The organism is Blastococcus litoris, assembly GCF_003075095.1.
In the GTDB taxonomy this organism is placed as follows: Bacteria; Actinomycetota; Actinomycetes; order Mycobacteriales; family Geodermatophilaceae; genus Blastococcus_B; species Blastococcus_B litoris.
Window position 1 is genome coordinate 116,502 of the sequence record NZ_QCZF01000002.1, and the last position, 12,856, is coordinate 129,357.

General features: G+C 75.0%; 16 protein-coding genes. 6 read left to right on the plus strand and 10 right to left on the minus strand.

The features are described from left to right. Positions 1–19: 19 nt before the first annotated feature. The 6 genes from DCS98_RS05045 to DCS98_RS05070 form a co-directional block, all read right to left on the minus strand. Positions 20–2,311 carry a heavy metal translocating P-type ATPase gene (locus DCS98_RS05045; protein WP_116450284.1) on the minus strand — a complete coding sequence of 764 codons (2,292 nt, stop codon included), beginning with the start codon at positions 2,309–2,311 and terminating at the stop codon, positions 20–22. After that, on the minus strand, positions 2,308–3,222 hold the full coding sequence (locus DCS98_RS05050; protein ID WP_116450285.1) for a hypothetical protein: 915 nt from the start codon (positions 3,220–3,222) through the stop codon (positions 2,308–2,310). Before DCS98_RS05050 ends, DCS98_RS05045 begins: the two co-directional genes overlap by 4 nt. A 1-nt stretch (position 3,223) precedes the next feature. Then, a complete protein-coding gene (locus DCS98_RS05055) occupies positions 3,224–3,433 on the minus strand; it encodes a heavy-metal-associated domain-containing protein (protein WP_116450286.1) in 210 nt (69 codons plus the stop codon). 31 nt (positions 3,434–3,464) lie between these two features. Further along, the gene (locus DCS98_RS23855) at positions 3,465–3,794 is read right to left on the minus strand and encodes a metal-sensitive transcriptional regulator (RefSeq protein WP_116450287.1); all 330 of its coding nucleotides are present in this window, start codon (positions 3,792–3,794) and stop codon (positions 3,465–3,467) included. 61 nt (positions 3,795–3,855) lie between these two features. After that, on the minus strand, positions 3,856–4,236 hold the full coding sequence (locus DCS98_RS05065; RefSeq protein WP_116450288.1) for a helix-turn-helix domain-containing protein: 381 nt from the start codon (positions 4,234–4,236) through the stop codon (positions 3,856–3,858). 79 nt (positions 4,237–4,315) lie between these two features. Further along, a complete protein-coding gene (locus DCS98_RS05070) occupies positions 4,316–4,831 on the minus strand; it encodes an Hsp20/alpha crystallin family protein (RefSeq protein WP_116450289.1) in 516 nt (171 codons plus the stop codon). A 159-nt stretch (positions 4,832–4,990) separates the two neighbouring features. Here DCS98_RS05070 and DCS98_RS05075 point away from each other — a divergent pair, with 159 nt between their 5' ends. The 4 genes from DCS98_RS05075 to DCS98_RS05090 are packed head-to-tail and all read left to right on the plus strand — an operon-like array spanning position 4,991 to position 7,626. After that, complete coding sequence (locus DCS98_RS05075) at positions 4,991–5,350, plus strand: STAS domain-containing protein (RefSeq protein ID WP_116450290.1); 360 nt, start codon at positions 4,991–4,993, stop codon at positions 5,348–5,350. 53 nt (positions 5,351–5,403) lie between these two features. Then, complete coding sequence (locus DCS98_RS05080) at positions 5,404–6,675, plus strand: YibE/F family protein (protein WP_116450291.1); 1,272 nt, start codon at positions 5,404–5,406, stop codon at positions 6,673–6,675. Between the two features lie 14 nt (positions 6,676–6,689). After that, on the plus strand, positions 6,690–7,307 hold the full coding sequence (locus DCS98_RS05085; protein WP_241037197.1) for a class I SAM-dependent methyltransferase: 618 nt from the start codon (positions 6,690–6,692) through the stop codon (positions 7,305–7,307). Beyond that, entirely contained in the window at positions 7,297–7,626 is a 330-nt protein-coding gene (locus tag DCS98_RS05090; protein WP_116450293.1) for a TraR/DksA family transcriptional regulator, read from the plus strand. Before DCS98_RS05085 ends, DCS98_RS05090 begins: the two co-directional genes overlap by 11 nt. A 24-nt stretch (positions 7,627–7,650) precedes the next feature. Here DCS98_RS05090 and DCS98_RS05095 read toward each other — a convergent pair whose 3' ends face one another. Genes DCS98_RS05095 through DCS98_RS05110 form a run of 4 tightly spaced genes read right to left on the minus strand, consistent with a single transcriptional unit; the run spans position 7,651 to position 11,631 of the window. Continuing rightward, positions 7,651–8,496, minus strand: a complete 846-nt coding sequence (locus tag DCS98_RS05095; RefSeq protein WP_116450294.1) for a glycosyltransferase family 2 protein — start codon at positions 8,494–8,496, stop codon at positions 7,651–7,653. After that, on the minus strand, positions 8,493–9,530 hold the full coding sequence (locus DCS98_RS05100; RefSeq protein ID WP_241037199.1) for a prenyltransferase: 1,038 nt from the start codon (positions 9,528–9,530) through the stop codon (positions 8,493–8,495). Before DCS98_RS05100 ends, DCS98_RS05095 begins: the two co-directional genes overlap by 4 nt. Before the next feature lie 49 nt (positions 9,531–9,579). Then, the gene (locus DCS98_RS05105; RefSeq protein WP_116450295.1) at positions 9,580–10,380 is read right to left on the minus strand and encodes a class I SAM-dependent methyltransferase; all 801 of its coding nucleotides are present in this window, start codon (positions 10,378–10,380) and stop codon (positions 9,580–9,582) included. 3 nt (positions 10,381–10,383) lie between these two features. Continuing rightward, the gene (locus tag DCS98_RS05110; RefSeq protein WP_116450296.1) at positions 10,384–11,631 is read right to left on the minus strand and encodes a glycosyltransferase family 4 protein; all 1,248 of its coding nucleotides are present in this window, start codon (positions 11,629–11,631) and stop codon (positions 10,384–10,386) included. Positions 11,632–11,728: 97 nt separating this feature from the next. On the opposite strand from DCS98_RS05110, the gene DCS98_RS05115 reads away from it, so the two are divergent. Further along, on the plus strand, positions 11,729–12,022 hold the full coding sequence (locus DCS98_RS05115) for a Dabb family protein (protein WP_116450297.1): 294 nt from the start codon (positions 11,729–11,731) through the stop codon (positions 12,020–12,022). A 27-nt stretch (positions 12,023–12,049) separates the two neighbouring features. Then, complete coding sequence (locus DCS98_RS05120) at positions 12,050–12,799, plus strand: hypothetical protein (protein WP_116450298.1); 750 nt, start codon at positions 12,050–12,052, stop codon at positions 12,797–12,799. The last annotated feature ends 57 nt before the right edge of the window (positions 12,800–12,856 follow it).

Here is a 12,856-nt window from a genome sequence, read left to right on the forward strand (position 1 = left end):
CGGGGAGCCTGCTCGCGGGTCAGCGCCGGACGGGCTCCAGGTCGCGCGGGCGGCCGGACGGCGCGGCCGTCGTGGCGTCGCGGTTCTCGGCCAGCGGGGCGAAGCCGCGCAGCCGCAGGCTGTTGGTCACCACGAACACCGAGCTGAACGCCATGGCGGCGCCCGCGATCATCGGGTTGAGCAGCCCGGCCGCGGCCAGCGGGATCGCCGCGACGTTGTAGGCGAAGGCCCAGAACAGGTTGCCCTTGATCGTCGACAGCGTGCGGCGGGAGAGCCGGATCGCGTCGGCGGCGACCCGGAGGTCTCCGCGCACGAGGGTCAGGTCGCTCGCCTGGATGGCCACGTCGGTGCCGGTGCCCATGGCCAGGCCCAGGTCGGCCTGGGCCAGCGCGGGCGCGTCGTTCACGCCGTCGCCGACCATGGCCACGGTGCGGCCCTCGTCCTGCAGCCGCCGGACGACGTCGACCTTGTCCTCGGGCAGGACCTCGGCGATGACCGTGTCGATGCCGACCTCGGCGGCCACGCTCCGGGCGACGGTGTCGTTGTCGCCGGTGAGCAGCACCGGCGTGAGGCCGAGGTCGCGCAGCTGCCGGACCGCTGCGGCCGAGCCGGGCTTCACCGCGTCGGCGACGACCAGCACGCCGCGAGCCGCGCCGTCCCAGCCGACCGCGACGGCGGTCCGTCCGGCCGCCTCGGCGTCGGCGGCGGCGCGTTCGAGGGCGGGGGAGAGGGGAAGCGACCAGTCGGCGAGCAGGGACCGGCGGCCGACGACGACCGCCGCACCGTCGACGACGCCGTGCACCCCGAGGCCCTCGACGTTGGCGAAGCCCTCGACCGGCGGCAGCGTGCCGGTGCGCTCGGCGGCCGCGCGGGCCACCGCCTGCGCGATCGGGTGCTCCGACGCCGCCTCCAGCGCGCCGGCCAGCCGGAGCAGCCGGTCGGTGTCCTCGCCGTCCGCGGCCACGACGTCGAGCAGGGTCATCCGGCCGGTGGTGACGGTGCCGGTCTTGTCGAGGACGACGGTGTCCACCCGACGGGTGCTCTCCAGGACCTCCGGCCCCTTGATGAGGATGCCCAGCTGCGCGCCGCGGCCGGTGCCCACCATGAGCGCGGTGGGCGTGGCCAGCCCGAGGGCGCAGGGGCAGGCGATGATCAGCACCGCCACGGCGGCGGTGAACGCCGCGGGCAGGCCGGCACCGGTGCCGATCCAGAAGCCGAGCGTCGCGACCGTGAGCGTCAGGACGACGGGCACGAAGATGCCGGAGATCCGGTCGGCGAGCCGCTGCACCTCGGCCTTGCCGTTCTGGGCGTCCTCGACCAGGCGGGCCATCTGCGCCAGCTGCGTCTCCGAGCCGACGCGGGTCGCCCGGACCACGAGCCTGCCCCCGGCGTTGACGGTGGCGCCCGCGACGGCGTCGCCGGGGCCGACCTCCACCGGCACCGACTCACCGGTCAGCATCGAGGCGTCGACGGCGGAGGAGCCCTCGGTGACCTCGCCGTCGGCGGCGATCTTCTCGCCGGGCCGGACGACGAACAGGTCGCCCACCGCCAGCTGGTCGACCGGCACCCGCCGCTCGGTGCCGCCGCGGAGGACCGAGACCTCCTTGGCCCCCAGCTCCAGCAGGGCGCGCAGGGCGGCGCCCGCCTGCCGCTTGGACCGGGCCTCGAAGTACCGGCCGGCGAGGATGAACGTCGTCACCCCGGCGGCGGCCTCGAGGTAGATGTTCGCGCTGCCATCGGTGCGCGCGATGGTGAACTCGAACGGGTGCGTCATCCCCGGCACCCCGGCGGTGCCGAGGAACAGGGCGTACAGCGACCAGCCGAAGGCCGCCAGCGTGCCGAGCGACACGAGGGTGTCCATGGTGGCCGCGCCGTGCCGGAGGTTCGTCCAGGCGGCGCGGTGGAACGGCGCCCCGCCCCAGACGACGACCGGGGCCGCGAGCGTCAGCGACAACCACTGCCAGTACTCGAACTGCAGCGCCGGCGCCATCGCCATCGCGATCACCGGGACCGTCAGCGCCGTGGAGACCAGCAGCCGGGTGCGCAGCGACCGGACCGGGTCGGCCGGGGCCTCGGCCGGCTCCTCGGCGCTGGGCCGGGGGAGCTCGGCGGTGTAGCCGGTCTTCTCGACGGTGGCGATCAGGTCCTCGGGCGTGACGCCCTCGCCGAAGCTGACCTTCGCCTTCTCCGTCGCGTAGTTCACCGTGGCGGTGACCCCGTCGAGCTTGTTGAGCTTCTTCTCGATCCGGTTCGCGCAGGACGCGCAGGTCATGCCGCCGATCAGCAGCTCGACATCGGTGGGCGTGCTCATCCGTGCGCCTCCTCGTCCGCTCGTGCGGCGACCGTGAAGGCCGCCGTCCGGACGACGCCGTCGTGCTTGAAGTCCAGGAACAGCCGGTACGTGCCGGCCGAGGGGGCGGTCGTGGCGAACCGGACGTGCGGTCCGGACGCCGCCGCGGCACCGGCCACCTCGTCCACCGGGTGGGCGTGCAGGTAGGCGAGGTCGCCGTCGCGCAGGACCACCAGGTGGCCGAACGCGCCCAGGTAGGGCTGCAGATCGGTGACCGGCACGCCGTCCCGGCTGACGCTCAGCGTCAGCTCCGACTCCCGGCCCGGCTCCAGCGAGCCGGTCAGGACGACGGTGAACCCGTCGACCTCCGTGGTCGGCGTCTCGGCGGGCAGCGGCGCGGGGGAGTACTGGCCGGGGACGGCGAGGTCCGCGCCCAGGGTCAGGTTCTCGCCGAGCGCGGTGGGGGTGAAGTCGGCGAAGAGCCGCCAGGCGCCCGGGTCGAGGGCGAGCGGTACGCGCCAGACGCCGTCGTCCCCGAGCTCGGGGTGGACGTGCTGGAAGCCGGTCAGGTCGCGCCGGACGGCGATCAGGTGCAGGTCGACGTCGTGCTCGACGTCGTACCCGGTGACCGCCTCGCCGTCGGGTCCGACGATGCGGAACTCCACCGGGGCAGCCGGGCTCGGGGGGAGCTCGCGAGAGCCCGGCACGAGCGTGTAGCCGCGGTCGGAGACCGCCAGCCCGGCGGGCAGGTCGGCGGCGGCCTCGTGCCCGTCGTCGTGGCCCCCGGCCGGCTCGCCGCCCATGGCGTGGTCGCCCGCGGGCGTCTCGGCCACCGAGCCCACCGGGCCGACGGCGGTGCCGACGCCGAGGGCTGCGGCGAAGGCGGCCACGAGACCGACGCCGAAGGCGGCGAGCTTTCCCGGGGTGCCCACGTCAGCTGCCCGAGACCTCGTAGCCGGCCTCCTCGACGGCGGCGCGGACGGCGCTGTCCTCGACGGGCGGGTCGCTGGTGACGGTCAGCCCACCGCTGGCCAGATCGACGTCGACGCCGGTGACGCCGGCAACCTGCGAGACCTCCTCGGTCACCGCGCTGACGCAGTGGCCGCAGGTCATGCCGACGACGGTGTAGGTGGCGGTGCTCATGGGAGTGCCTCTCGGGTGGGGGTGGTGGATGTCAGGAGCGGACGAGGCGGGCGATGGCCTCGGCGGCCTCGCGCACCTTCTCGTCGGCCTCGCGGCCGCCGGCGCGGGCGGCGTCGACGACGCAGTGGCTCATGTGCTCCTCGAGCAGGCCGAGGGCGACCGACTGCAGCGCCTTCGTCATGGCGGACACCTGGGTGAGGATGTCGATGCAGTACTTCTCGTCCTCGACCATGCGCTGCAGGCCGCGGGCCTGGCCCTCGATGCGGCGCAGCCGCTTGAGGTAGTCGTCCTTGCGGTGGATGTAGCCGTGCTGGTGGGCGTGGGCGTGCTGCTCCTGCGGAGCCTGCTCGGCGATCTCCATGGCTGTCCCTCCTGCCGGCCGCGTCGGTTGCGGCGCCAGAGGAACTATACCCCCCTAGGGTTTATTGCGCGAGGGGTCCTCCGTCCCGGGGGTGGTCGAGCCGCAGCCGGGCGACGTCGGACCGGAGCTGCTCGGCGTCGGCGCGGGCGGAGGCGAGGTCGTCCTGCAGGCCGACGATCGTCTCGGCCGAGGCGAGGGGGTGGCCGTCGTCGAGGAGGCTGCGCATGCGGGCGGCATAGGTCAGCTGCGCGCGCGAGTAGCGACGGTGCCCGCCGGGGGAGCGGTGCGGCTGGAGCACGCCGGAGGTGTCCAGGCTCCGCAGGAAGGCCGCCTGCACGCCGAGGAGTGCGGCCGCCTGGCTCATCGTGAGGGCCGGGTAGTCCGGGTCGTCGAGCCGGCTCAGGGGATCGGCGGAGCCGGGCGGCCGTTCGTCGGCGGTCATCGCCGTCCCTCCTGTCGGTCGGTGGAGACGCCTCGGGGCCGGGTCCGCGGCACGGACCCGGCCCCGAGGCGGCGGTCGATCAGCTCTCGACCGCCTTCTGCTCCTGGTGCGCGGCGGCACCCTCGGTGGAGCTGCCCTCGATGGTGCGGCCCTCGACGGCGGTGGGTACGTCGGCCCGGGTCACCGTGATCTTGCGGGCCTTGGCCTTCTCGGCGACCGGGATGCTGACGGTGAGCACGCCGTCGTGGTAGCTCGCCTCGAGCCGGTCGGTGTCCAGGCTGCGGCCCAGGACCAGCTGCCTGGTGTAGCTGCCGAACGGCCGCTCGGCGATCGCCCACTCGGCGTTCTCCAGTTGCGGGACCGAGCGCTCGGCGCTGACGGTCAGCGTGTTGCCCTCGACCGACAGGTCGATCGAGCCGGGGTCGACGCCGGGCAGGTCGAAGTGGGCGACGAAGTTGTCGCCGACGCGGTAGGCGTCCATCGGCATGCCCGAGAGCGGACGGGCGGTGCCCGAGCCCGTGCGGCCGGTCAGCTGGTCCAGCGCGCGGAAGGCGGCGGACGTGGCGGCGAACGGGTCGTAGGCGGTCAGCATCATGGCTCTGCAACCTCCTGGTGTGTCTGTCGGGTTCGCTGCCCGAGGGTGAACCTCTAGTGGCGACTAGAGATTACCTCGCACAGCGACTGGAGTAAACATCCGGCGCACGGCACTGTCCCGCGCGCGTGACGTGCCGCCGGCCGGGGCACTGTCGGGGACGTGGAGGAGACGAGCAGCCCTGCCCCGCCCGGGCCCGAGGTCACGCACCGCGTCGAGGACGGCATCGCCCGCCTGACCGTCGCGGGCGAGCTCACCGACAGCGCGCGCCGGCCCCTCGTGCGGGTGCTGACCGACCTGCTCCTGGGCCAGCCCGCCCCCGGCCGTGTGGAGCTGGACCTGTCCGAGGTGAGCTTCATGAACTCCGCGGGCATGGCGGTGCTCGTGCAGGTGCAGAAGCTCGCCGCGCCGCGCGGCATCGAGGTGGCGCTGGTGCGCCCGACCCCGGCGGTCGTCCGGCCCCTGCAGCTCAGCGGGCTGTGGCACCGCTTCCCGATCGAGGGGGCGTCCGCTCCGTCGTGACCGCTCGCGGTGTCGCGGGGCGCCGGCGGTGCGACGGCTCCTAGCCTGACCGGGTGCCGCCCAGCCACGACCACAGCCACGGACCCGATCCCGACGCCCCGCCCCCGAGCGCCGAGGCGCTGGGCAGACGCCGGCGGGCGGTCTGGCTGATGCTCCTGCTGCTCGTCCCGGCCGGGCTCGCCACCGTGGTCGGGCTGTTCGTCCTCTGGCCGAGCGGTGGGCCGACCGCCGCCGAGCAGGCCGCCGCGGTCGCTCTCCCCCCGGGGACGACCTATCCCGACGCAAGGGTCGTCTCCGTCGAGGAGTTCGACTGCGGCCTCGACCCGTCGGCGCCGCCGCAGACCTGCGCCACCGCCGTCGTGGAGATCCTGGACGGCGAGGGGGCCGGCGACTTCGAGCAGGTCGAGCTCCCGCCGGAGGTCGTCGCGGCCGGCGTGGCCGAGGGCGACACCTTCGTCCTGACCCGTGACGCGGGCGCCGACGGGGGACCGGCCTACGGCTTCTACGACTACGAGCGCGACCTCCCGATCATCGTCCTGGCGGTCGCCTTCGCCGTCGTCGTCGTGCTCGTCGCCCGGCTGCGCGGGGTCGCTGCCCTGGTGGGGCTGGCGTTCGCGTTCTTCGTGCTGCTCCAGTTCGTGCTCCCCGGCCTGCTGGGCGAGGACTCCCCGACGCTGGTCAGCCTCGTCGGCTCGGCGGCGATCATGTTCGTCGTCCTGTACCTGGCGCACGGCTTCTCCGCGCGGACCACGACCGCCCTGGTGGGGACCCTGTTCGGCCTCACGCTCGTCGCCGTCATGGGGTCGGTGGCGGTCTCGGCCGCCCGGTTGACCGGGCTGACGACCGAGGAGGCGTTCCAGCTGCAGGGGTTCGACCCCACGCTGGACTTCTCCGGGATCGTCCTCGCCGGCATCGTCGTGGCGGGACTCGGTGTCCTGAACGACGTGACGATCACGCAGGCCTCGGCCATCTGGCAGCTGCACGAGGTGTCGCCCGAGATCACCTGGCGGGAGCTCTACCGGCGGGGGATGACCGTCGGCCGCGACCACATCGCGTCCACGGTCTACACGATCGTCTTCGCCTACGCGGGGGCCGCGCTGCCTGCTCTGCTGCTCATCGAGATCTACTCGCGCCCGTTGTGGACGACGGTCACCAGCACCCTGGCGGAGGAGGTCGTGCGGACCCTCGTGGGCGCGATCGCCCTCGTCCTGGCAGTGCCGGTGACGACGGCTGCCGGCGCCTTCTTCGCCAAGGCCGCCGACACCCAGGCGGGCGCGGCGACCGAACGCCGGGTGACCGCCCTGCGCGCGCGGTTCGCCCGATGAGTCAGGCTGTGCGCGTGTCCGACCTGCTCGCCGCCGCCCAGGCCGCCCCGGGCTTCATGCCCGACGACGAGGGCCACGCCCTCTACGAGGCCGCCCGTGCCGTCGCCGTCCCCGGCCCGCTGCTCGAGGTGGGCTCGTGGATGGGCAAGTCGGCGCTGTACCTGGCGGCCGCCGCGCGCGAGACGGGCCGGCAGGTGGTGACCGTCGACCACCACCGGGGCTCCGAGGAGCACCAGCCCGGCTGGGAGTACCACGACCCCGCGCTGGTCGACCCCGCCGTCGGCCTGGTCGACACGCTGCCGCGGTTCCGCCGGACCGTCGCCGACGCCGGGGCCGAGGACGTCGTGATCGCCGTCGTCACCCGGTCGGAGACGCTCGCGCCGCTGTGGAGCACGCCGTTGGCGCTACTCTTCCTCGACGGCAGCCACACCGAGGAGTCCGCGCGCCGCGACCAGGACGCGTGGGTGGCCAAGCTGGCGGTCGGCGGCACGCTGGCGATCCACGACGTCTTCCCGGACCCGGCCGACGGCGGCCAGGCGCCGTACGGGGTCTACCGGCGGGTCGTTGAGTCCGGCGACTTCGACGAGCTGCCCGGGACCGGCTCGCTGCGCCTGCTCCGCCGTGAGCGCTGACCCGCTCGGCGCCGAGCGGATCGCGGCGCTGGCCCAGATCGAGGCGCTGACCCGCCAGTTCGACGAGATCGTGGCCGCCTCGCAGTCGTCGAACGCCGACGACGAGCACGATCCCGAGGGGGCCACGATCGCCTTCGAGCGCCAGCAGGTCGCGGCGTTGTTGGAGCAGGCCCGCCGCCGGCTCGCCGACGTCGACGCCGCGGTCACCGCGGTCGAGGCCGGTACCTACGGGCGCTGCGAGACGTGCGGCCGGCCGATCGCACCCGAGCGGCTCGCCGCCCGTCCCACGGCCCGCACCTGCATCGACTGCGCCCGCTGAGCCGCCGCCCGGGCCGGTCCTCCGTCAGCTGCCCGCGAGTCGTCTCTGCTGGGCGCGGACGTCGTCCGGCACCGGGCGCCGGCGCACCAGCGCCGCGGGCAGGTCGGGGACCGCGCGGGCCAGCCCCTCGACGCCCGGTCGGCCGGCCCGGACGGCGCCGGCCAGGGTCGCGGCCAGGTCGGAGGGGTGCGCCCGCATGACCGCCGTGAGCACCCTGCTGCGCCAGACCGCCACCTGCCGTCGGGCAGGGGAGTGGCGGGACGACGACGGGTGGTGGTGCACGGTGACCGCGTCGACGTAGGAGAGCCCCCAGCCCGCGGCGGCGAGGTCGAGGGCCACCCGCTCCTCCTCGCCCGGGAACCGGACGACCTCGTCGAACCCGCCCACGGCCTGGAACGCCTCGGTGCGCACCAGCACGCCGCAGGCGACGAAGCCCAGCAGCGAGGGGCCGGGGAGGTCCGGGGCGGTGCCGAGCGGGCTGTGCGCCATCTCCGCGCACACCGGGTCGAGCCGCTCCTCGGGGCCCACCAGGATGCGCGCGTTGAGCACCGCGAGCCGCGGGTGGGCGCGCATGATCCCGACGGCCCGGGACAGGTCCCCGGGCGCCCACCAGGAATCGTCGTCGGCGAAGGCGACGAACGGGGTGCCGGCCCGCGCGACCCCCAGCGTCCGGCCGTGCGCGCCGTGGTTGCGCTCCAGCGCGAGGACGGTGACGTCGGGATGGGTGGACCGCACCGCCTCGACCGTCCCGTCGGTCGAGGCGTTGTCGACGAGGACGACCGGCGCCTCGTGCCGGGGGAGGGTGGCCAGCAGGTCGGCACGGCGGTTCTGGCTGGCGACGACCACGGTCACGTCGCTGGATGAGGTCACGGGTGGACGGTGCCCGCTCCTCCCGCCAGCGAATCGGCCGACCGCGGCATCCCGGGCGCCGGGAGCGTCCCCGGGTGGCGGAAGAGGCCGGCGGCCGGCGTGGCCCCCGTCAGCGCGTCGGCGGCCAGGACGACGGCGGCCGCGGTCCAAGTGGTCCGCTCCACCGGCCAGCGCTTGCCGTCGGCGAAGACCAGGCCGGTCCAGTACGAGCCGTCGTCGTCGCGCAGGTGCTGCATGGCGGTCAGCTGCTCGAGCGCGGCGTCGGGCTGGTCGGCGACGGCGAGGGCGAGGGCGAGCTCGCAGGTCTCGGCGCCGGTCACCCACGGCCGGTCCGAGACGCAGCGGGCCCCGAGCCCGGGGACGACGAAGGTGTCCCACCCCGCCGCCAGGCGGTCCCGGGCCGCCGCACCGGTCACCGCGCCCCCGAGGACGGGGTAGTACCAGTCCATCGAGTAGCGCGACCGGTCGGCGAAGTCCTGCGGCCGGGTGCGCAGCGCCGTGCCGAGGTCGGTCACGGCGACCTCCCAGTCGGGCTGGACCTCGCCGCGCAGGCCGGCGAGGGCGATCCCGCAGCGCAGCGCCTGGAAGAGGCTGGCGTTGCCCGTCAGGAGGGCGGTCCCGTCGGCGGTGCCGTCGGGCCGCAGCGCCCAGCCGATGGCGCCGCCCGGGAGCTGCATCCGGGTGACCAGGTCCAGCCCGCGGCGGACGACCGGCCACAGCTGCTCGACCAGCTCCTCGTCGCCGGTCGTCAGCCAGCTGTGCCAGGCGCCGACGGCGAGGTAGCCCGCGTGGTTGCTCTCGGCCGCGGGTGCGGTCTCCGCGCCCTCGCGGTACTCCGAGGCCCACGAGCCGTCCGGCCGCTGCTGCCCGGCCAGCCACCGGTAGGCCGCGGCCGCCCGCGCGTGCTCGCCCCCCACGTCGAGGGCCATGGCCGCCTCGACGGAGTCCCACGGGTCGAGCTGCTCGCCGCGTGACCAGGGCAGCGCGCCGTCCGCGTCCTGCTGGGCGGCGATCCACGCGACGGTGGTGCGCACCTGGTCCCCGGTCAGGACCCCCGGCAGCTCCGGGAGCGTCCCCGTCCGGTCAGCGGGCGGCAGCGGTCTGCTCCCGCTCGGCGTGGACGGCGCCACCGGCACGCGCCTCCGGGAGCCCGGTCACCGTCCCGGGCTTGTCGGCGTACACGACCAGGCTCTTCCCGAAGAGCGGGTCGAGGAACCGCTCGGCCGTGCGGGTGAGCCAGGGACGCTCGGTGAGGTCCCAGACCAGCAGCCGGTGGTAGGCGCGGACGAGCGCGGAGTCCCTGTCCACGCCGACCGCGCACTTGAGCCACCAGTAGGGGGCGTGCAGGGAGTGGGCGTGGTGGCTGGCGCCGGGCACCAGGCCCGCCGCCGCGAGCCGGGTGCGGATCACCGGCTTCGTGTAGATGCGGATGTGCCCGCCCTCGTTGGCGTGGTACTCGTCCGACAGCGCCCAGCAGATGCGCTCGGGGCCGTAGCGCGGGACCGTCACCGCGACCCGGCCGCCCGGCTTGAGCACCCGGAAGATCTCCGCCATCGCCGTGACGTCGTCGGGGATGTGCTCGAGCACCTCCGAGGCCATCACCCGGTCGACGCTGGCGTCGGGGAAGGGCAGGTGGAGCAGGTCGCCGCGGACCACCTCGTAGCGGGCGGCCACGCCGTCGCCCGCCCACCCGGCCCCGCCGGCCTCGGCGATCGCGCCCAGCCAGCGCTTCGTCGTCTCGACCTCGGGGACGCCCCAGTCGACGGCCACGACGTCCGCCCCGCGCCGGTAGGCCTCGAAGGCGTGCCGGCCCTCGCCGCAGCCGAGGTCGAGGACCTTCATCCCCGGCCGCAGGTCGAGGAGGTCGTAGTCGACGGTCAGCACGGTTCAGTTCCCCCTGCGGTCGAGCGTCTCGGCGTACCAGTCGGCCGTGCGCTGCGCCGTCGACCGCCAGGTGAAGGAGTCCAGCACGCGGCGCCGGCCGGCCCGGCCGAGCTGCTCGGCCAGCGACGGGGAGTCGAGCACCAGCTTCAGCGCCGCGGTCAGCTCCCCGACGTCGCCGGCCTTGACGCGCAGCCCCGCCTTGGTGCCGACCACCTCGGGCAGGGCGCCGGCATCGGTGGTGACCAGCGGGGTGGCGCAGGCCATCGCCTCGACCGCCGGCAGGGAGAAGCCCTCGTACAGGGACGGGATCGCCAGGACCGAGGCGCGCTGCAGCAGGTCGACCAGCTCCGCCTCCGGCACCGGTCCGGTGAAGCGGACGGCGTCGTGCAGCCCGAGCCGGTCGAGCGCCGCCTCGGCGGGGCCGCCGGGCCGGGCGGTGCCGACCACGGTCAGCCGCACCGGGCGCTCGGTGCGCAGCTTCGCCAGCGACTCCAGCAGGTGGACCAGGCCCTTGAGCGCGACGTCGGCGCTGGTGATCGCGAGGACCGAGTCCTGGTCGCGCGCCTGCCCCTCCGGCGGCGGGCGGAACTCGTCGGGGTCGATGCCGACGGGGATGACGTCGATCCCCGTGGCGGGCAACCCCATGTGAGTGGCGATGTCGCGCCGCGAGTTCTCCGAGACGGTGGTGACGGCGTCCAGCCGGCGGGCGACGCGGGCCTGCATGCCGGTGAACCCGTACCACCGGTGCAGCGTCAGCCGGCGGCGGAGCGACGGTGCGGCCGCCAGCTCGAGCCCGCGGTCGATCGCGATCGGGTGGTGGACCGTCGCCACGGTCGGGACGCCGGCGCGGACGAGCTGGAGCAGACCCCAGCCCAGCGACTGGTTGTCGTGCACGACGTCGAACTCGGCGGCGCGGGGGAGCAGGTGACGGGCGGCCCGGAGGGTGAAGGTCATCGGCTCCGGGAATCCGGCGGTGCACATGGTGGCCCACTCGGCGACGTCGATCCAGTCGCGGAACTCCGAGATGCGGGGCGTGCGGAAGGGGTCCGGCTCCCGGTAGAGGTCGAGGCTGGGCAGCCGGGTGAGCGGGACGCCGTCGTCGAGCTCGGGGTAGGGCTGGCCGCTGAACACCTCGACCCGGTGACCCAGCTCGGTCAGCTCGCGGGACAGCGCCCGGACGTAGATGCCCTGGCCGCCGCTGTGCGGTTTGCTCCGGTAGGACAGCAGTGCGATGCGCAACGACCGTCCCATGTCCGGGACTCTAACCAGCGGACGGGGGCACCCGGCTACCAGCCGGTAACCAGCACCCGGCCGGGCGACCGGCACGGTGCCTGGCAGGGTGACGGGCATGATCCGTCACGTCGTCCTCTTCACCTGGTCCCCGGCCGCCGACCCGGCACGCCGGGCGGCGATCGTGGACGCCCTCCGCGGGCTGCGGCAGGAACCCGGCGGGATGACGTCGCTCGTGGTCGCCGACGACGCCGGGCTCACCGACGGCAACGCCGACGCCGTCCTCGTGGCCGACTTCCCCGACGTCGAGGCCTTCCGCCGCTACGCCGAGGACCCCGTGCACCTCGCCGTCCTCGCCGAGCACGTCCGGCCGCACCTCGCGGCCCGCAGCGCCGTCCAGTACCAGGTCTGACCCCGTCCGGCGGGCTAGGTTCCCACCATGAGCAGCACCGCCCGGGGGATCCTCGCCGTCTCCGCGTCCGCCCTGCTGCTGGCCGGGTGCGGCAGCGACGACGGCGGCGACGAATCGGCGTCGTCCGGCTCGCCGTCCTCGTCCGCCGCCGAGGAGTCCCCGGAGGCGGACCTGGCGTCCGGCCTGCTCCCTGCCGACGCCTTCGGTGCCGACGCCTCGGTCGTGGCGATCTCCCCGGAGCAGCTGGCGCAGGGCGCCGGGCTGGCCGCGTCGAACGCCGAGGGCCTGCAGATCACGCCGGAGGAGTGCGCCGTCGCGGTCGAGGGCACGCAGCCGGACTTCGACGACTTCGACGACGTCGCGGCGCAGAGCGCGACCACCGGGTCGGGCACCACGGTGGAGGTCCTGGTGCGCGGCGGACCGACCGGGGACACCGTCGGCCAGCTGGAGGAGGCAGCTGCCCGCTGCCCGCAGGCCCAGGTGACCTCCCCGGACATCGGCCGGGCGACGATCACCTTCGAGCCCCTGGAGGTCGACGACCTCGGGGACGGTGCAGCACTGCTGAGGTACACGACCGCGGTGAGCCTGCCCGACGGCACGCAGGCGACGGTGCCGGCCCTCATCGGCGCGGTCCAGGACGGCGACCGCGTCCTCATCCTGATGAACCTGGAGACGGCCGCGCTCGCCGGCGGCGGAGCTGCCGCCCCGGCCGACCCGGCGGCCTTCGCCGACCTGCTGGCGCAGGCGTACGAAGCGCAGGCCGCGGCGCTCGACTGACCCGCCGGGACCCGTCCACAGCCCCGCCGCGCGTCCACAGATCGTCCGCCGCGGACC